The organism is Streptomyces sp. NPDC014889 (genome assembly GCF_043081205.1).
Lineage (GTDB): Bacteria > Actinomycetota > Actinomycetes > Streptomycetales > Streptomycetaceae > Streptomyces.
On the sequence record NZ_JBIBWH010000003.1, the window covers coordinates 38,355 to 58,038 of the forward strand.

The following is a 19,684-nucleotide window of genomic DNA, read 5'->3' on the forward strand; positions in this document are numbered from 1 at the left end:
TTCACCGGCTGCGCCGGGTGCGCAGGGTCCGTCGGGGTCATCGCGTCACCGGGCTCCACTCGGCTGGCACGCTGCGAGGACGCGGGCCCGGGACGTCCGCCGCGGACCGGCGCGTCACACGCTCCAGCAGCAGCGGCACCCCCACCACCGGCAGCAGCCAGGCCAGCACGATCAGCCGTTCGCCCCACACGGTGATGTCGGGATGTGCGGCCTGGGTGAGGAACCCGGTGGACGCCGTCGCCACCACGAAGAGCCCGAACGCCCCCCGCCGCCGCAGCGCACCCCACGCGCCGGCCGCGAGCAGGGCGGCGAACAGCGGCTGCCAGAGCTGCCGGCGCAGCCACTCCAGCCAGAACGCGCCCTCCAGCCGCAGCAGCTCCGGCCAGGGACGGTCGCGGTCGGGCAGGGCGTAGTGGCCGGTGAGCAGGTCCTGAAGGCTGTCGGTCCAGGTCGGGTAGCGCAGCGCCCGCGCGAGGAGCACCGTGCCGACGGCCGCGCCGCAGGCCACCGCCGTGACCGCCAGGACACCCCGCCCCGCCGGTCGCCGCCGCGTCCACCGCCGTACGGCGACCGCCGCGCCCGCGGCCGCCAGGCTCAGCCCGAGGAACAGCGCCTGGGAGTGCTTGACGGTGAACAGCGCGAGCAGCGCGCCCGCGACCAGGGCGGTGCCGGCCCCCGTGCGGCCGTCCAGCGCCAGCGAGCACCCCCACAGCGCCGCCAGGGTCAGCGCCAGCATCAGGCCCTCGGTCATCGGCCGCATGGCCGTCGTGCCGCACGGCAGCACGTAGTAGAGCCCCTGGCCGGTCAGCGCCAGGGGCGCGGGCACGCGACGGCCGCGCAGCAGCAGGAAGACGAGGACGCCGCCCGCCGCCGTGACGACGACGCCCGCCGCCCACACGCCCCACGTCACGCCGAACACCGTGATGAAGGGGATCAGGAACGCCGGGTAGCCCGGCCGCGCCTCGAAGATCCGCATGAAGCGTTCCGGCATGAACGGCAGGGTGTGCCCGCCGGTCTGCCCGGCCCGCAGCCGTGCCTCCACCTCGCGCCGCAGCTCGGCCCGGCACGCGTCCGCCACCCGGGCCGCCGGGCTCGGCCCGCGGAAGCGCAGCACGTCCACGCTCCGCGCGCGGCTCGCCCGGGCCGCCCTGCCGGCGCACACGTAGTCGATCGTGACGGCCGCCGCCTCCCACTTGTCCGCTCCGCGCAGACTCAGCGCGTACGACAGGTAGTTCTTGGTGTCGGGGGTGTCGCGGCCGGTGACCGTGCCGAGCTGGAGCAGCGCGAAGAGGGCGGCCAGGACCAGCACCCAGGTGCCCGGCCGTCCCGCGCGCGGTTTCCACCGGGGCCGTCTCACGAGGGCGCCAGCAGGTCGCGGCCGGAGGCCTGGGAGGGCAGGTGGGCGACCGCTCCGGGGGCCGCGGGCGCCGCCGCCGGATCCGGTGTCCACTCCGCGTCGCCGAGGATCAGGGTCCGTACCACCCGTTCGGCCGCCCAGCCGTCGTCGAACTCGCAGAAGCGCTCCCGGAAGCCGGACCGCAGCCGCGCCGACTCGGCGTCCCGCCAGCTTCCGGAGGCGAACAGCCGCGCCAACTGCTCGTAGGAGCGCGTCACATGTCCCGGCGGTTCGGCGGTGATGTCGAAGTACGTGCCCCTGCTCGCGGTGTACGCGCCCCAGTCGTCGGCGTGCACCACGATCGGCCGGTCCAGGTTGGCGTAGTCGAACATCAGGGCCGAGTAGTCGGTGACCAGCACGTCGGAGGCGAGCATGAGCTCCTCCACGTGCCGCTCGTCGGTCGCGTCGACGAGCACTCCGCGCCGGTGCAGCTCGGCCAGTCCCATGCCGCGCGCCGGTCCGGTGGCCAGCGAGGGGTGCAGGCGTACGACGAGGGTGTGGCCCTCGCCGAGGTCCGCGGCGAACCGGGCCAGGTCGAAGCGCTCGACGTGGCCGCCTCGCCGGTAGTCCCTCCGGGTCGGCGCGTACAGCACCATCGTGTGCTCCGGCGGGACGCCGAGCCGGTCGCGGAGGGCGGCGCCGTCGTCCGCTTGCGCGGTGACCAGCACGTCGTTGCGCGGGCTGCCGGTGCGCGCGGAGGCGAACCGGCAGGGGTAGGCCCGCTCCCACACCAGCTCGGAGTGGCGGTTGGCGACCAGGCTGTGGTCCCAGCGGTCGGCGCGGTCCAGCAGGCCCGGCACGTCGACGCCGTGCCGGGCGCCGGGCTTGCCCAGAAGGTCGGCCCCCATGAACTTCAGCGGGGTGCCCTGATGGGTGTGGATGTGCGTGCTGCCGGGCCGTTTGGCCTGGCTGGAGGGCCAGTTGACGTTGTTGACGAAGAACGCGGCCCGGGCGGCGAGCTGCCGGTGGCGCAGGGTGCCGGGCAGGACGTACTCCACGTCCGGCGGCAGCAGCGCGGCCTGCTCCCGGTCCCGCACCACCCACACCCCGCGCAGATGCGGCGCGATCTCGCGTGCCTTGCGGTGGACGGCCGCCGGGTCGCCGAGCATGCCCCGGTGCGAGAACGCCGAGTACAGGACGAGGTCCTGGTCCAGCGTCCGGCGGGTGTGCAGCGCGGCCCAGCCGCCCTTGACCCGCCCGGCCGCCGCGCGGCGGACCCGCAGCGCCCGGCGCCCGAGTTCCCGGCCGGCCCGCCCCGCCTGCCGCCTGACCCGGTAGGCGGCCCAACCGCCCTCCAGCCACCGGACCTCACCGCTCGTGTCCGCGTCCGGGGGCCGGTGGGCCCGGAACATCCGCGCCGTGCGGCGGAAGAACTCGGCCTTGTCCGACGGGGGCAGCCGGTCCGGCTTGGCGAGGATGTCCAGGCAGTGCTCGCCCATCTTCCGGTGCAGGTAGGGCCGCCAGCCCGCCAGCTCCGGATGGGAGTCCAGATGGGTGAAGACCCGCTCGTACTGGTCGTGGATGTCGAAGTGCTTGCGGCTGGTGGTGGACAGGATGTTGCCCTGCCGGCGCTGGCGGTAGTACAGGCAGATCCGGTCGAGCGTGGCGATCCGCCGGGCCGTGAGCAGGACCGGGAACGTCCAGGGTGTGTCCTCGTAGTAGCCGGGCGGGAAGGCGAAGCCGTGCTCCTCGACGAAGCCGCGCCGGTAGACCTTGTTCCACACCACCATCAACAGGTCCAGGATCCTGGGCTGTTCGGCGGCCGTGAAGGTGCCGGGGCCGGCCTCGGCGAGCACAGCGGCCAGTACGTTGCGCCGGGTTCCACCCCACCAGTAGGTGCGGGCGTAGTCGAAGACCAGCACGTCCGGGTCGCCGGTCTCCTCCAGCCGGTCGGCGATGGCGCGCAGCGCGCCCCGGGTGAGGGTGTCGTCGCTGTCGAGGAAGAACAGGAAGTCGCCGGTGGCGAGCGGCATTCCGGCGTTGCGGGCACGGCCGAGCCCGACGTTCTCCGGCAGATGCAGCACCCGGACGCGCGGGTCGCGGGCGGCGTACTCGTCGAGGATGGCGCCGCTGCCGTCGGGGGAGCAGTCGTCGACGGCGATCACCTCGACGTCGTCGAAGGACTGCGTCAGGACCGAGTCCAGGCATTCGCGCAGGAACCCCTGCACCTTGAAGCAGGGGACGATGATGCTGAAGCGGGGCACGGCTGCGTCAGCTCCTTAGTGCGTGGCGGCGGGGGCCGGGGCGCGCTCGGCGAGCGGGATCACGGGCGGGAGCGCCTCGGGCGGTTCGCCGAGGAACACCCGGCGGACGGTCCGCTCGGCGGCCAGCCCGTCGTCGAACTGGCAGAACCGCTGCCGGAACCGGGCCCGCAGCGCCGCCGACTCCGGGCCCGCGTACCCGCCGTCGCGGAAGACCGCCGCCAGTTCCCCCGGGGTGCGGACGACCGGGCCGGGCGGTGTGTCCATGAGGTCGAAGCAGACCCCGCGGATCTCCCGGTAGACCTCCCAGTCGTCGGCGTACACGACGATCGGGCGGTCCAGGTTGGCGTAGTCGAACATGATCGACGAGTAGTCGGTGACCAGCGCGTCGGCGGCCAGGCACACGTCCTCCGAGGAGCGGTGCGCGGTGACGTCGATGATCCGGCCGCCGCTGCGCGGCCCGCCCTTGTCGTAGAAGTAGTGGGCGCGCAGCAGGACGACGACGTCCTCGCCGGCCGCCGCGCAGAAGGCCTCCAGGTCGAGGCCGGGCTCGAAGCCGGTGTGGTGGTCGCGGTGGGTGGGCGCGTACAGGACGGCGGTCTTCCCGTCCGGGACGCCCAGTTCGCGGCGGACGCGGGCCACGTCCTCGGCGCGGGCCGTGCAGTAGACGTCGTTGCGCGGGTAGCCGTACTCCAGGGGCTCGTAGGAGCCGGGGAAGGCCCGCTCCCACATCTCGGTGGAGTGGCGGTTGGAGGAGAGGTTGTAGTCCCACCGGTCCACGCGGCGCAGCAGCTTGGTGAAGCTGCCGGACCGCGCCGCGACCACCGGGTACGTCGACTGGTCGCAGCCCATCGTCTTCAGCGGGGTGCCGTGCTGGGTCTGGAGGTGCACGCTGCCGGGGCGCTTGACGACGGCGTCGGCGAAGTTGGCGTTGTTCACCAGGTACTTGGCGCGGGCCAGCACCTTCCAGTAGCGGCGGCTGCCGATCACCGCGTACTCGACGTCGTCGGGAACGGTGTCCTCCTTGCCGGGCTCCACCAGGAACACACCGCGCAGGTGCGGGGCGAGTTCGCGGGCCTTGGCGTGCAGGGCGGCCGGGTTGCAGGCGTAACCGCGGCCCCAGTAGGCGCAGTACACGACGAGGTTCTCGTCGAGCGGCCGGAGCAGGTGCAGGCGGTAGGCGAGGCGTGAGCGCAGCCGGCCCCCGCGCGGCAGGCGCCGGGCGGCGGCCGCGGCCGTACGGCCGGCGGCGCACCGTACGCGGAACACCGTGTACGCGCCCGCCGCCAGCAGCCGGTGCGGCGTGCCGGACGAGCCGCCCGGGGCGCGGTGGCCCGCCGGGCGGTGGCGTCGGTACAGGCGGTGGGCCCGGCGGAAGAACGCGCGGCGCCGGTGCGAGGGCACCGTTTCCGGATCCGCGGCCACCGCCAGCACCGTGTCGAAAAGCTGCTCGAACAGGGGTGTGAACCGCTTCCTGGGCAGTCCTTCGGCGGCGGCCCGGACGAGCACTCGCTCGGTCTGGTCGAGGAGGTCGAACTGGTGCTCGCCCGGAAGGTCGAGCCGGCTGCCCTGCCGGCGCAGCAGATGCCGTACGACGACGCGGCGCAGCACCGCGACGCGCTCGGCCGCGACGGTGACCAGGCCGCCCCAGCCGACGTCGGTGCGGTGCCCGGCGGGGAAGGCCAGACCGTGTTCGGTCACGAAGGAGCGGCGGTAGGCCGCGCTCCACGCGGGCAGGGGAACGCCCGTCAGACGCGGGGCCTCGGCGGGGGAGAAGGCGGACCCCTCGACGGTGACCGGCGGCGGCCCGGCCGTGGTGGCAGGCTCGCCCTCCCACCAGGGACTGCGCTCGTGCTCGAAATACAGCACGTCGACGTCGCCCGTCTCCTCCAGGCGGGCGGCCAGCGCGGACAGCGCGCCCGGCACCAGGACGTCGTCGCCGTCGAGGAACAGCAGATAGGCGCCGCTCGCCGCCCGCGTCCCGGCGTTGCGCGCCGCGCCGAGGCCCTCGGACGGCGGCGAGTGCACCAGGACCACCCGCGAGTCCCGCCCCGCGTGGTCGGCGGCGACGCCGGCGGCCGGGACGGCCGGACCGTCGCACACCGCGATCAGCTCGAAGTCTCCGAAGGACTGGGCGAGGACCGAGTCCAGCGCCAGGGACAGCCGGCCCGCGACGTCATGCGACGGGACGACGATGCTGAATCGGGGCATTCCGCTCTTTCTCGTGTTGATCCGGTCCGCTGCGTGCATACGGACTCCCAAAAGAGCAAACGGTGTTCAAAGGCTTCGGGTGACGGCCTGCCGGCCGGCGGGTTGCGGCACGGTTGCGAGCGGGCGTCGGATCGGGGGCGCGACCTGCGACGACACCCCACGGCACGGGAGGACGGCGACCGTCCCGGCCACGCCGTGCGCCGCCCTGCGCGCAGCACGGCCGCCCGCAGCAGCAGCACCGGCTTGACGGCCCGCTCGGCCGTCCGGCGGCACCGGGCCGCCATCAGCCGCAGCACCCGGAGCGCGCGGTGCGGGCCCAGCCGGACCAGGGCGTACCGCAGGCCGGTCCACAGCGCCCGCCGCAGGCCGAGGGAGCGGCAGCGGCGGCGGCACGCCGCGAGGCAGGTGCGCGGATACGCCGGGACCCGGTGCGCGGGGGCGATGACACTGAACCTGGGCAAGGGGCATCCAAGGGCCGGGCGGGCGTTCTGCCCGGGAACGGCCGGTGGAGTGGGTCGGTCACGGCCCGCTGAGGCATCCGGGGGACGGCACACCGGCGGCGGTGGAGGGCGGCCCGTTGCCGGTCCGCCCCCAACCGCCGGGGCCATGCGGTCATTTGACCGCGCCCGCCATCACGCCCGAGACGAACTGCCGCTGGAAGGCGAAGAACACGGCCAGCGGGATCACCATGGAGATGAACGCCCCGGGTGCCAGGACGTCGATGTTGTTGCCGAACTGGCGTACCTGCGTCTGGAGGGCGACCGTGATCGGCTGCGTACCGGACTTGGTGAAGACGAGCGCGACCAGCATGTCGTTCCACACCCACAGGAACTGGAAGATGCCCAGGCTGGCGATCGCGGGCCCGCCGAGCGGCATCACCACGCGGGCGAACAGCCGCAGTTCACCGGCGCCGTCGAGGCGGGCCGCCTCCAGCAGTTCACGGGGGATCTCCGCGAAGAAGTTCCGCAGCAGGAACACCGCGAACGGCAGGCCGAAGCCCGTGTGGAACAGGATCACTCCGAAGACCGTGCCGAACAGGCCGAGCTTGCCGAACAGTTCGGCGATCGGGATGAGCGCGACCTGCACCGGCACGACGAGCAGGCCGACCACGGCCAGGAACCACCAGTCCCGGCCGGGGAACTCCATCCACGCGAAGGCGTAGCCCGCGAGCGAGCCGACGAGCACCACCAGGAGCGTCGCGGGCACGGTGATCAGGACGGTGTTGACCAGGGAGTCGGTGATGTCCCCGTTCTCCAGGAGTTTTTGGTAACTGCCGAAGGTGAGCTGCGCTGGCTTGCTGAACACCGTCCACCAGCCGCTCGCGCTCATGTCCTCGGGCGTGCGCAGCGACGACAGCAGCAGGCCGATCGTGGGCACCAGCCAGAACAGGCCCACCACGATCAGGAAGACGCGCACCGCACCGCCGCTGACGGCCTCCGTCAGCCGCGACCCCAGGGACGGCCCGACCGTCACGGCCTCGGGCGTCTTCGCCGGACTCTCGACTCGCGCCGTCATCGCCGCACCTCCCGCCGAAGCCTGCGCATGTTGCTGTGTTCTTCCGGGGGGCGACCCCCGGACCCCCGGCCGACAGCGGGACGCGCCGTCATCGCCGCACCTCCCGCCGAAGCCTGCGCATGTTGAACAGCATCACCGGGATGACCAGAAGCAGCAGGAACACCGCGATGGCGCTGGCGATGCCGGGTTGTCCCTCCGAGAAGCCCTTGCGGTACAGCTCCAGGGCCAGCACGTTGGCGTCGTCCTGGGAGGAGCCCGGGGCGATGATGTAGACCAGGTCGAAGATCTTCAGCACGTTGATCATCAGGGTGACCGCGACCACCGCGAGCACGGGCGCCAGCAGCGGCACGGTGACCCTGCGGAACACCTGCCACTCGTTGGCGCCGTCGACCCGGGCCGCCTCCAGCAGTTCCCTGGGCACCCCGGCGAGCCCGGCGGAGATCAGCACCATCGCGAACCCGGCCCACATCCACACGTACGCCCCGATGATCGCCGGGGTCACCAGCGACGGGCCCAGCCAGTCCAGACCGTTGTACGGGGCCTCGAAGTTGCTCGCCGGGAGCCGGAGCCGAGCGCTGTCCGCCTGCGCGGGCAGGGTGAACGTGCCGTCGTCGGCGGCCTTCGCCGACGCGACCACCCTGCCGTCCTTGACCGCCTCGATCCGCATCCCGGCGTAGCCGAACTCCGCCGGGTCGACCGCGCCGAGCTTGCCGACGCCCTTGCCTCGCGTGAAGTCCTGCCAGGCCGTGCCGGTGATCTTTCCGGGCTCCGGCTCGGCCTGTACCGCCTTCTTCGCGCTCTTCGGCATCTGGTCGGGGGCGACGCCGACGAGGGGCAGCGCCACCGACTCGCCGGTGCGGACCGTGGCCGAGGTGATGAAGCCACCCTCGTCCGGCTTCAGCGGCGAGTCGCGGCCCGGGTGGGCCTTCGGAAACGCCGAGGACTGCGCGAAGGTGTCGTGCACCCCGACCCACACCGCGTTGGCGACGCCCCGGTCCGGGTCCTGGTCGTACACCAGCCGGAAGATGATCCCGGCCGCCAGCATGGAGATCGCCATCGGCATGAAGACGACCAGCTTGAACGCCGTTCCCCAGCGCACCCGTTCGGTCAGCACCGCGAAGACGAGGCCGAGGGCGGTGGCGACCGTCGGCGCGAACACCACCCAGATGATGTTGTTCTTCAGCGCGGTGCGGATGCCGTCGTCGGTGAACAGGGCCTTGTAGTTGTCGAATCCGGCGAAGCCGTCGCCGGAGGCGTCGTAGAAGCTGCGGACGACCGAGTACCCGATGGGGTAGACCACGAGCGCGCCGAGCAGCACCAGGGCGGGCAGCAGGAACAGAGCCGCCACTGTCCTGCGGGTGCCGGTCACGCTCTTGCGACGACGGGGCGCGGCGGTGCCCGTCCGGGCTCCCGCCGCCGTGGCCGGCGCCATCGCCGGATCAGCTCCCGCCGCCGTACGCCGCCGCCGCGTCCTTCTCCAGCCTCGCCTGGGTGCCCGCGACGTCCGACGGGTTCTTCAGGAAGTCCTGGAGTTCCTTCCACTCGCCCTTGCCCGGCGTGCCGCCGAACGCTTGCGGGGCCTGGTCGGACATGTCGAAGCGGAAGTCGTCGCCCGAGTCGATCAGCGCCTTGGCGATCTTCCGCTGGACCTCGTTCGGATACGCCGAGTCCGGAACGTTCTTGTTCGGCGACAGATAGCCGCCGAGCTTCGCCTGGATCGTCGCCGCGTCCGCCGAGGCCAGGAAGGTGACCAGGGCCTGGGCCGCCTTGGAGTCCTTCAGGATCACGGCCGCGTCGCCGCCGGAGACGACCGGCGGGGTGGAGCCCACGGCCGGGAACGGGAACACCTTCGCGTCCGTGCCCACCTCTGCCTTGGTCTCCCCGATGTTGACCTGGGCGAAGTCGCCCTCGTAGACCATGCCGGCCTTCGGCTGGTCGCCGCCGGTGAACGTCTGGGTCACCGAGGCCGGGAACTCGGTCTGCAGCGCGCCGTTCGGGCCGCCCGCGATGTAGTCCTTCTTGGACCAGATCTCGGCGAGCGTGGTGAGCGCGTCCTTGACGGACGGGTCCGTCCACTTGATCTTGTGCTGAGCGAGCTGGTCGTACTTCTCCGGGCCCGCCTGCGAGAGGTAGACGTTCTCGAACCAGTCGGTGAGGGTCCAGCCGTCGGCGCCGCCCACGGAGAACGGGGTGACCCCGGAGTCGTAGACCTGCTGCGCGGTGTTCAGCAGGTCCTTCCAGGTCTTGGGCTCGCTCGCGCCCGCGTTCTCGAAGACCGCGGCGTTGTACCAGATCAGCGACTTGTTGGCGGCCTTGTAGTAGGCGCCGTACTGGGTGCCGTCGACCTTGCCGATGTCCTGCCAGCCCTGCGAGTAGTTCTTGGCGAGCTGGGCCCGGGCCTCCGGGCCCAGCGGCTTGGCCCACTTCTTGTCCACGGCCTGCTTGATGGCGCCGGGCTGCGGGAGCAGCGCCACGTCCGGCGGCCGGCCGCCCGCGATCTTGGAGCCGAGGAAGTTGATGATCGGGTCCTGGGCGGGAACGAAGGTGACCTTGGCGCCCGTGCGCTTCTCGAACTCGGCGAGGACCTGCTTGAAGTTCTTCTGTTCGCCGCCGGTCCAGACGGCGGCGACCTCCAGTGTCGCGCCGTCCAGCTTGGGGAGGGTGACGACGCCGCTCGGCTTCGTGCCCATGCTCTGGTCGTCGCCGCTCTTCTTGTCGTCGCTTCCGCCGCCGCACGCGGTGAGGGAGAGGGCCAGTGCTCCCGCGGCGACGACCGCGGCGGTCCTGGCGGCCCTGTGGCTGAGGATGGTGCTGCTCGTGCTGCGCATGACTGCCCCGTTCTCCGTTGCCTCGTCGAACGTCCGAGCGCTGTCCCGTGGGCTCTGGTGTACGCCGGGGTCCGGGAGTCGGCAAGGGCGCCCACGGTGTCAACCGGGCGATCGTGACCACGTCGTGACTCACAGTCAGGTATTGATCACGGCGGCGAGGGATGGTGACGGGGCCGCCGGCGGTGAAGGCCGGGGGTGACTCGCGGCAACGGGGCCCTGGTTACAGCAACGGGGGAATCCGGGCCGCCGACACCTCCCGCGCCGCCCGCTCCAACGCGCTTGCCAGCAGCGCCAGATCCGTCGGCCCGTTGCCCAACTCCCGCACCGAGCGCCGGGTGGGCGGGTCGCCCATGCGGTGCCACTCCAGGGGGACGACCGTGGGGCGCTGGGTCGCGGTGCGGGGGATGCGGCCCGTGACGCGACCGCCCTGGAACGCCGTCACCCGGCCGTCCGCACAGGCCAGCCGGCCGCGTCCGGGCGCCGGCTCGTCCGGTCCCTGGGCCGGCGCCTCCAGCGTGACCCGCAGCGCGGCCCGGCGCGCCGGTTCGGTCTGCGCCGTACGGCCGCCGGGCGTGGTGGCCGCCACCAGGTGGACGCCGAGCCGTTCGCCCTCGCGGGCCACCGCTTCCAGCGCGCGGATCACCGACCCGGCGGAGGGCCGGCCGGGCGAACCGAGCGAGGGCGAGACCAGGGCGTCCAGATCGTCGACGACCACCACAAGACGGGGCAGCGGCGGCGCGGTCTCGGCCTGCCTGCGGGCGGCGGCGGGCCGAAGCCGCATCGTCGAACTGGGCGGGCTGTCGAGGTCTCCCGCACCCCCGCCGCCGCCCGGTCCGGCCGGGCCCGTGCCGGTGTACCCCGGGGGGAACGCGCCGTGGGCGGTCGCCGTGCGCTGGGGGGCGCGGGCCGTGTCGGGACCAGTGGGGTCCGTGTCGGTGCCGGTCGTGCGCGCCCCGGTCGTCCTCGGGCCGGGCAGAGCCGTGTGGGCCGTGCCCGTGCCGGTGGGGTCCGTGGGGGCGTACGCCGGCTCGTACGCGCCGCGGGCCGCCGTCCCCCCGGACGACGCCGGTGTGCGTTGGGGGACGAGGCGGCCGGAGATCTCGCGGCGGGTGTGCCACTCGGCGAAGTCCGTCAGCCCCACGAGTTCGGCCCGGCGTTTCAGCTCGGCGCTCAGCGACTGGGCGAACTCCCGCATGCGGACGGGGTCGTTGGCGGTGAGGTGGGTGGTCACGTGCGGCACGTCCGTGCAGACCCGCAGGCCGTCCCCGTGCCCGCCGCCCGCGCCGGTGCCGTCCCGGCCGTCCACCAGCACGATGCCGAGGCGGTCGGGGCGCTCGGCGGCGGCGAGCGAGGCGACGACGGATCGCAGCAGTTCCGTACGGCCGCTGCCCGCCGGACCCTCGATCAGCAGATGCGGTCCGTCCGCCACGAGGTCGGCGCAGACCGGCCCGCGCGGACCGGCGCCCAGTATCGCCCAGGCGCGCCCGCCCAGGGCCGTCGTGCCGTCGGCCGCGTCCGCCCAGCGGGACTGGAGCGAGGCCGGGGTGGCGCGGGCCAGCCCCAGTTCGTCCAGCAACCGCGCCGACAGGGGCAACGGCGCCGACACCCGGACCGGCCGGTCCGCTCCGGGCCCGTCCGTCCGCAAGGGCGCCAGGGCCCGGGCGAACCGCTCGGCCCACGCCGGGGACACCGCGTCGACGACGGCGACGGTGCCGGGGGGTATGGGGTCGCGGTACGGGCCCCGTGCCCCCGGCGCCCCGGAGGTCACGTTGGCGCGCAGGGCGCCTAGGTCGTCCGGGTGCCGCCGGATCCGCTCGGACCCGCTGTCCGGATGGGCCGCGGCCGGGTGTCCCGCGACGCGCATCAGCCGCAGCGCCGTCGCCACGTCACCGCTGAGCAGCGCGACGGCCCCACACTCCCCGAACCCCGGTGACACCGCGCACGCGGCCTCGTAGGTGTCCGTCACCGGGGACGCGGGCGAGGCGGGCGTCGTCTCGGCGAGACACACCACGTGTATCCCCGCCTGCGGACCCTCGTGCGCCAGGCGTGCCACCGCCTCGCGCACCGCCGCGCCGCCGGGGTCGCCGTCCACGACCACCACCGTGTACGGCCCCGGGAAGTTCCGTTCGCCCGCCGGATCGCCGTCCCGCGCCCACGAGGGCCGCCGGGCGCCGTCGCGCGCGTCCGACGCCGACGCCCGGTGGTCGCCGGCCGCGGGGTCCGTCCCGGCGGCGGGGGCGCCGCCGGGGTGGTCCGTCATGTGGTCCGTGTGGTCCGCGCGGTCCTCGACGCGCCGCAGGAGTTCGTCGGTGCGGGCCGCGGCCTGCTCGCGGTCGTAGGCGAGCAGGAGGCGGCAGTCCTGGCCGTGGGCCGGGCGGACGTGCGGCAGCCAGCCGAGCCAGGACCACTCGGCGGTGCGCTCCGCGAGCGGGCGGCCGCCGTCGGCGCTGAGCAGCACGATCTCGAGCGTGTCCGGGGAGTGCGCCGCGGCGAGCTGGGCGAGCACCGCGCGGGCCAGCCCCGACAGCCGGGCGCGCGGTCCGGCCAGGCCCAGTGCCCCCACCTCGCGCAAGTCGGCGGTGACCGGGACCGCGGGCAGCAGTCCCGAGCCGTCGGGCGCCGGCCGGTCGGCCGTGCCGAGCCGCACGGTTAGCGCCTCCGGGTGCCCCGGCCCGCGCTCCCACAGCCGCGGTCCGGGACCCAGGGCCGCCAGGAGCAGCGCCGCCGGGTCGGGCCAGGCCTCCGGCTGCTGCGGCGCGGAGCACCACGCGGGCGCGTCCTGCGCGCGCGTGTCCGCCGCGCCGTCGTCGTACGTCCCACGCCGGTCGGCCGCCTGCTCGCCGCGCCCGCCGGTCAGCCGGCGCGCCCACGCCCCGAGTCCGCCGCGCCGCCGCAGGACCTGCGGCACGCCGGTGCCGCCGTCGGCCGTGATGGCGAAGGGCACGGGCGGCAGCGCCGAGCCGTCAGGGCCGTGGCCGCTCTCGATCCGGGGCGCTCCGGCCTGCGCGGGAACCACGGTCGGGTCGGCGGGCCCGTGCTCCCGGGGTTCCGGCGGGTGGGGCGCGAACGTTCCCCGGTGGGCCACGGTCGGGCCCGCGGCATCGCCGTAAGCGCGCGTGGCCGCCGCCTGCGCGCCGCCGCCGGCCTCGTCGTCGTCCCGTACGCGCGTGTGTGCCGGGGTGGTGGCCGCCGGTGCGGGGGCGCTCTGGGCGGGGAGCCGCACATGGCCCTCCCCGTCGGGTGCCGTCCGTACGCGGGCGTCCGGCCCCGCGGCCGGTGTCAGGCGCAGGGCCGACTCGCCGATGCGCAGCAGCGCCCCCGGGGCGAAGCGGACCGGGCGGGACCCGACGGGCCTGCCGCCCAGCACCGTGCCGTTGGTGGAGCCCAGGTCGGCGACCGAGACGCCGCCGTCGGGTGCGACCGTCACCGCGCAGTGCACGCGCGAGACGTCGGGGTCGTCCAGCGGCACGTCGGCGTCGGCGGAACGGCCCACCGTGATCTGCCCGCCGTGCAGCAGGTGCACCCCGCCCGCGTCCGGCCCCGCGACCACGTGAAGCTGGGTCGGGGCGTCGTCGAGCTCGGGGTGCGGCTCGGGGTCCGCGGGGGCGCCCAGGGACAGGACCGCGCCGTCGAGCAGCGGGGGCTCGCCGAGGGTGCAGCGCTGGGCGTCGAGCCGCTCCGCGCCCGCGTACAGCACCACGGGGCCCGCGCCCGGCTCACGTCCGCCGGACGCGCCGCGCTCCCGGCCGCCCCGCTCGGACGCCGGGTTCCCCTCGCCGCAGACCGCCGCGGCCAGCGCCGCCGCCACCGCGGCCAGGGCGGTGCCGGCGGGGGCCGTGACCAGTACGTCGCAGCTCGCGGCGCGGCTCCGCGCGGGTGGACGGCCGCCCCGCTCCTGCGGGGCCGAGATCGTGGGGGAGGGCGGGCCCAGCGGATCTACGACGGTCAGCCGGATCTGCATCGCCGTCAGCGGTCCCTTCTGCGCGGGCGCCCGCGACCGGCGTCGGGCGGAACCGCCCCGCGGTCCCCCACCGCGGACTTTCCCCCACCACCGCACGAGCACGTCGGCCAGTTCTGGAGGCATCCTCGCACCTACCACCGACAGCGCGCCCGCCGCCCACCGCCAAGTGATCTTGATTGGTCGGCTCTGCCCGCAAAAGTTCCCGGCATGTGCCCATCGAATGTCCGCTCGATGCTTGCTTGAGATCGTTCATGTCCGTACGGGGCAACCAACCGACGCGAGCCGAGCGTCTTTCCATCGAACATGTACGGGCCCCCGTGCGTACGTCGCCGTGGAAGGAGCCGGCGCGGCGCGGCCGCGGCGCCGGGCGCGGCAGCTCGACCGCCCGGCATCGCGGAGGACGGCACTAAAGTGGGTCGGAACACCCGCGCGGCGGGTCGCGGCACCCGCGGGACGCCCCGGGAGCGCGGGTTCAGGCAAGCAAGCAGCAGGGAGCACATGACGTGCGGCCGGTAGGCAGCAAGTACTTCCTGGAGGAGCCGCTCGGACGCGGTGCCACCGGGACCGTCTGGCGGGCCCGCCAGAGGGAGGCGGCGGGCGCTGAGGCGGCCGTGCCCGGACAGCCCGGTGAGACCGTCGCCATCAAGGTCCTCAAGGAGGAGCTGGCGAGCGACGCCGACATCGTGATGCGGTTCCTGCGGGAGCGGTCCGTGCTGCTCCGGCTGACCCACCCGAACATCGTGCGGGTGCGCGACCTGGTGGTCGAGGGCGATCTGCTGGCGCTGGTCATGGACCTCGTCGACGGCCCCGACCTGCACCGCTACCTGCGCGAGAACGGCCCGTTCACGCCCGTGGCCGCCGCGCTGCTCACCGCCCAGATCGCCGACGCGCTCGCGGCGAGCCACGCCGACGGGGTCGTGCACCGCGACCTGAAGCCGGCCAACGTCCTGCTGAAGCAGGACGGCGGGCAGATGCACCCGATGCTCACCGACTTCGGCATCGCCCGTCTGGCCGACTCGCCGGGACTCACCCGGACCCACGAGTTCGTCGGCACGCCCGCGTACGTCGCGCCCGAGTCCGCCGAGGGCCGTCCGCAGACCTCCGCCGTGGACGTCTACGGCGCCGGGATCCTGCTCTACGAGCTGGTCACCGGCCGTCCGCCGTTCTCCGGCGGGTCGGCGCTCGAGGTCCTGCACCAGCACCTGAGCGCCGAGCCGCGCCGCCCGTCCACCGTCCCGGACCCGCTGTGGACGGTCATCGAGCGCTGCCTGCGCAAGAACCCCGACGAACGGCCCAGCGCGGAGAACCTCGCCCGGGGCCTGCGCGTCGTCGCCGACGGCGTGGGCGTGCACGCGGGCGCCGCGCAGATCGCCGCCGCGGAGGCCGTGGGCGCGCTGCTGGCGCCCGATCCGGCACCCGCGACCGTGCCTGCCCCCGACGTGCCCGGCGCCGCCGACCCCACGCAGGTGCTGCCGCAGGGCGCGGCGTCGTACGACCCGAACGCCGCGACCAGCGTTCTGCCGCACACGGGCGTGCCCGGCGCGGCCGATCCGACCACCGCGCTGCCCACCCACGGCGGCGCCGACGCCACGCGCGTGATGCCGCCGATGCCGCAGGGGTCGCCGGGCGACATGAACGGCGGCGGCGGGCCGTACGGGGACCAGCAGCCCGAGCAGCCGCATCCCTGGCAGAACCAGCTCCGCGCCGCCCGCGACCGCAACGAGCAGACGCAGGTCCAGTACCTGGACCCCAGCGAGGACCCGCTGCGCCGCCGCCCGCAGCGGCAGGTCGCCCGGCCTCAGCAGCAGCCGCCGCGCCGGGCGCAGGCCCCCCAGGCGCAGCCCGGCCGCGGCTATCAGCAGCAGCAACAGCCGCAGCGGTACGCACCCCAGCCGCAGCGGTACGCGCCGCCCGCCCAGCCGGAGCCCCGGCGGCCGGTCCGCGAGCCGAGGCCGCCGCGGCAGCGGAGCGCGAACCCGATGAAGATCCCCGGACTCGGCTGCCTCAAGGGCTGCCTGTTCACGATCATCATCCTGGTGGTGGCCGGCTGGCTCGTCTGGGAACTGACGCCGCTGCACACCTGGGTCGGCAACGGCGAGAGCTACTGGAAGCAACTGAGCTCCTGGGCCGACACGGTGGGCGGCTGGATCAAGGACCTCGGCGGCGGGGGCGGCGGCAACTAGGCGCGGGTCGGCGCGGGTCTGGGGATTTGTCGACAGCCGGCGGGTGAATTCCGGCTCCGTGGTGAGGGTTGGCTCGCCGGACGCGTAGCTTTGTCGGCAACACGCGTCTGTAGGAGCAGTCTTGGCACGGAAGATCGGCAGCCGGTACACCGCGAACCAGATCCTGGGGCGGGGCAGCGCCGGCACGGTGTGGCTCGGCGAAGGACCCGACGGCCCTGTCGCCGTCAAGCTGCTGCGCGAGGACCTCGCGTCCGACCAGGAACTCGTGGGCCGCTTCGTGCAGGAGCGGACGGCGCTGCTGGGTCTTGAGCACCCGAACGTGGTCTCCGTACGGGACCTGGTGGTCGACGGCAACGACCTGGCCCTCGTCATGGACCTCGTCCGCGGTACGGACCTGCGCACCCGGCTGGAACGGGAGCGGCGGCTGGCACCCGAGGCGGCCGTGGCAATTGTGGCCGACGTGGCCGACGGGCTCGCCGCGGCCCACGCGGCCGGGGTCGTGCACCGGGACGTCAAGCCGGAGAACGTGCTGCTTGACATGCAGGGGCCGCTCGGACCCGGCGGCGCGCACCCGGCGCTGCTGACCGACTTCGGTGTGGCCAAACTCATCGACTCGCCGAAGCGGACCCGCGCGACGAAGATCATCGGTACGCCGGACTATCTCGCGCCGGAGATCGTGGAGGGGCTGCCACCGCGGGCCGCCGTGGACATCTACGCGCTGGCCACGGTCCTGTACGAGCTGCTGGCGGGCTTCACTCCGTTCGGCGGCGGGCATCCGGGCGCGGTGCTGCGCCGGCACGTCACGGAGACGGTGGCGCCGCTGCCGGGCATCCCGGACGAGCTGTGGCGGCTGATCGTGCAGTGCCTGGCCAAGGCGCCGGCGTCGCGGCTGCGGGCCTCGGAGCTGGGCGCCCTGCTCAGGGAGCTCCAGCCGATGCTCGCGGGGATGCCGCCGCTGGACGTCGACGAGCCGGACGCGGAGGTTGCGGGGGAGGCGGCGGGCGAGGACGCGTCGCCGTCCGACCGGCCGGTTCCGCCGGCCGGGGCCGGCGAGCGGGTACGGCGGGGAGCGGTCCCGTTGGTGCCCGGGGCGAAGCCGGACTCCAACCGGGACACGCACACGTCGATGCGGGTGCCTGCGCCGGACGAGCTGGCGGGAGGTGCGCGGGGTACGGCCCGGGTGCCGCGAGCGGCGGGTGCGCCGCGGCCCGGCTCCGCCGCCCGCCACCGGGCCGCTGCGCGGCGGCGGAGGCTGACGCTGGGGGTGGCGGGGCTGGTGGTCGCGGGGGTGCTCGGGGCGGGTGTGTGGTGGGCGTCGTCGGAGGACGGGGCGGACGGGGCCCCGGGGACGCCGGGTCACTCGGCATCGCCGTGACGGCCCCGGCGCCCTGGGGCCGCGCCGCCTTGCCCACCCGCCCGCCCGTCTCGGTGGGCTGAGGGGGCTCGGCCCTGGGGCTCCGCCCCAGACCCCGGCGGGGGCTTCGCCCCCTGCACCCCCTGTTTCCCACCCACCCGCCCGACTCGGTGGGCTGAGAGGTCCCGGCCCTGGGGCTCTGCCCCAGACCCCGGCGGGGCTTCGCCCCCTGCACCCCCTGTTTCCCACCCACCCGCCCGACTCGGTGGGCTGAGGGGGCTCGGCCCTGGGGCTCTGCCCCGGACCCCGGCGGGGGCTTTGCCCCCTGCACCCCCTGTTTCCCACCCGCCCGCCCGTCTCGGTGGGCTGAGGGGTCCCGGCCCTGGGGCTCCGCCCCAGATCCCGGCGGGGGCTTCGCCCCCTGCACCCCTGCCCTTCTGCCCGTCCGTCCCGGGGGCTCTGCCCCGGGGCCCAGCGGGGGCTTTGCCCCCTGTGCCCCTGGGCTGGCCCCGGCTTCTCCTCCCTGGTGGCGCTTCCGGGTGTCCTGTCCTGCGCGGCCCGCGGCCCGCGGCCCTCTGTGATTCGGTGCATGCTCCGCCCCTCCGGGGCTTCTCACCCACCGAGTCGGGTGGGTGGGTGGGAAAGGCGTTGTGAGGGGCCCGAGGGGCCCTGGACCCCGAGGGCGCGGGGGTGTGCGGCGTTTGTCGGTTGGCGGAGCCGTTACGCTGGTTGCGTGGCAGTCGTCGATGTATCCGAAGAGCTGAAGTCCCTCTCCTCGACCATGGAGTCGATCGAGGCCGTTCTGGACCTCGACAAGATGAGGGCAGACATCGCCGTGCTCGAGGAGCAGGCGGCCGCGCCCTCCCTGTGGGACAACCCGGACGAGGCGCAGAAGATCACCAGCCGGCTCTCCCACCTCCAGGCGGAGGTCAGGAAGGCGGAGGCCCTGCGCGGCAGGATCGACGATCTCGACGTGCTCTTCGAGCTCGCCGAGGCCGAGGACGACCCGGACACCCGCGCCGAGGCCGAGATCGAGCTCGCCGACGTCAAGAAGGCGCTGGACGAGATGGAGGTCCGGACACTCCTCTCCGGCGAGTACGACTCCCGCGAGGCGCTCGTGAACATCCGGGCCGAGGCCGGCGGCGTCGACGCCGCCGACTTCGCCGAGCGGCTCCAGCGCATGTACCTCCGCTGGGCCGAGCAGCACGGCTACAAGACCGAGATCTACGAGACGTCGTACGCCGAAGAGGCCGGCATCAAGTCGACCACCTTCGCCGTGCAGGTGCCCTACGCCTACGGCACCCTCTCCGTCGAGCAGGGCACCCACCGCCTGGTGCGCATCTCCCCCTTCGACAACCAGGGGCGCCGCCAGACCTCCTTCGCCGGTGTCGAGATCCTGCCCGTCGTCGAGCAGTCCGACCACGTCGACATCGACGAGTCCGAACTGCGCATCGACGTCTACCGGTCCTCCGGGCCCGGCGGCCAGGGCGTGAACACCACCGACTCCGCGGTGCGGATCACCCACATCCCCACCGGCATCGTCGTCTCCTGCCAGAACGAGCGCTCGCAGATTCAGAACAAGGCCACCGCCATGAACGTCCTCCAGGCCAAGCTGCTCGAGCGGCGCCGCCAGGAGGAGCAGGCCAAGATGGACGCCCTCAAGGGCGACGGCGGCAACTCCTGGGGCAACCAGATGCGCTCCTACGTCCTGCACCCGTACCAGATGGTCAAGGACCTGCGCACCGAGCACGAGGTCGGCAACCCCGAGGCCGTGTTCAACGGCGAGATCGACGGGTTCCTTGAGGCCGGGATTCGCTGGCGCAAGCAGCAGGACCAGGGCAAGTAGCAGTCCGGGACACCGCAAACAGACCCTATGTCGACAAGGCAACTGCCGCTTCTCCAGCGGCAGTTGCCTTTTCTGTTGCCCAATGTCCGGGTTCTACGTCACGCTCACATACTTCAACCCCGTCCAAACAGTGCGCAGTTGGACATCACGTCCGCAAACGACCTTGACGGCCCTTCAAAAAACGGCAAA

10 protein-coding genes are annotated in these 19,684 nt (G+C 74.0%); 3 read left to right on the forward strand and 7 right to left on the reverse strand.

Features of this window, described 5'->3' with window-relative positions:
* Positions 1–37: 37 nt before the first annotated feature.
* The 7 genes from ACF09J_RS06280 to ACF09J_RS06310 all read right to left on the reverse strand — a co-directional run bounded on the left by ACF09J_RS06280 (position 38) and on the right by ACF09J_RS06310 (position 14,112).
* A complete protein-coding gene (locus tag ACF09J_RS06280) occupies positions 38–1,357 on the reverse strand; it encodes a hypothetical protein (protein WP_392304210.1) in 1,320 nt (439 codons plus the stop codon).
* Positions 1,354–3,600 carry a CDP-glycerol glycerophosphotransferase family protein gene (locus tag ACF09J_RS06285; RefSeq protein WP_392304211.1) on the reverse strand — a complete coding sequence of 749 codons (2,247 nt, stop codon included), beginning with the start codon at positions 3,598–3,600 and terminating at the stop codon, positions 1,354–1,356. Before ACF09J_RS06285 ends, ACF09J_RS06280 begins: the two co-directional genes overlap by 4 nt.
* A gap of 15 nt (positions 3,601–3,615) precedes the next feature.
* Positions 3,616–5,808, reverse strand: a complete 2,193-nt coding sequence (locus tag ACF09J_RS06290; RefSeq protein WP_392304212.1) for a CDP-glycerol glycerophosphotransferase family protein — start codon at positions 5,806–5,808, stop codon at positions 3,616–3,618.
* 612 nt (positions 5,809–6,420) lie between these two features.
* On the reverse strand, positions 6,421–7,323 hold the full coding sequence (locus tag ACF09J_RS06295; protein ID WP_392304213.1) for a carbohydrate ABC transporter permease: 903 nt from the start codon (positions 7,321–7,323) through the stop codon (positions 6,421–6,423).
* A gap of 88 nt (positions 7,324–7,411) precedes the next feature.
* On the reverse strand, positions 7,412–8,755 hold the full coding sequence (locus ACF09J_RS06300; protein ID WP_392304214.1) for a carbohydrate ABC transporter permease: 1,344 nt from the start codon (positions 8,753–8,755) through the stop codon (positions 7,412–7,414).
* Positions 8,756–8,762: 7 nt separating this feature from the next.
* Positions 8,763–10,151 (reverse strand): ABC transporter substrate-binding protein, encoded by a 1,389-nt coding sequence (locus ACF09J_RS06305; RefSeq protein ID WP_392304215.1) that lies wholly within the window; start codon positions 10,149–10,151, stop codon positions 8,763–8,765.
* A 220-nt stretch (positions 10,152–10,371) separates the two neighbouring features.
* A complete protein-coding gene (locus ACF09J_RS06310; RefSeq protein ID WP_392304668.1) occupies positions 10,372–14,112 on the reverse strand; it encodes an FHA domain-containing protein in 3,741 nt (1,246 codons plus the stop codon).
* 503 nt (positions 14,113–14,615) lie between these two features.
* Here ACF09J_RS06310 and ACF09J_RS06315 point away from each other — a divergent pair.
* From ACF09J_RS06315 to prfB, 3 genes are all read left to right on the forward strand, one after another.
* Positions 14,616–16,295, forward strand: coding sequence for a protein kinase (locus tag ACF09J_RS06315; protein ID WP_392304216.1), 1,680 nt, complete (start codon positions 14,616–14,618; stop codon positions 16,293–16,295).
* Between the two features lie 121 nt (positions 16,296–16,416).
* On the forward strand, positions 16,417–17,670 hold the full coding sequence (locus ACF09J_RS06320; RefSeq protein ID WP_392304217.1) for a serine/threonine-protein kinase: 1,254 nt from the start codon (positions 16,417–16,419) through the stop codon (positions 17,668–17,670).
* 712 nt (positions 17,671–18,382) lie between these two features.
* Complete coding sequence (gene prfB / locus ACF09J_RS06325; RefSeq protein ID WP_392304218.1) at positions 18,383–19,495, forward strand: peptide chain release factor 2; 1,113 nt, start codon at positions 18,383–18,385, stop codon at positions 19,493–19,495.
* The last annotated feature ends 189 nt before the right edge of the window (positions 19,496–19,684 follow it).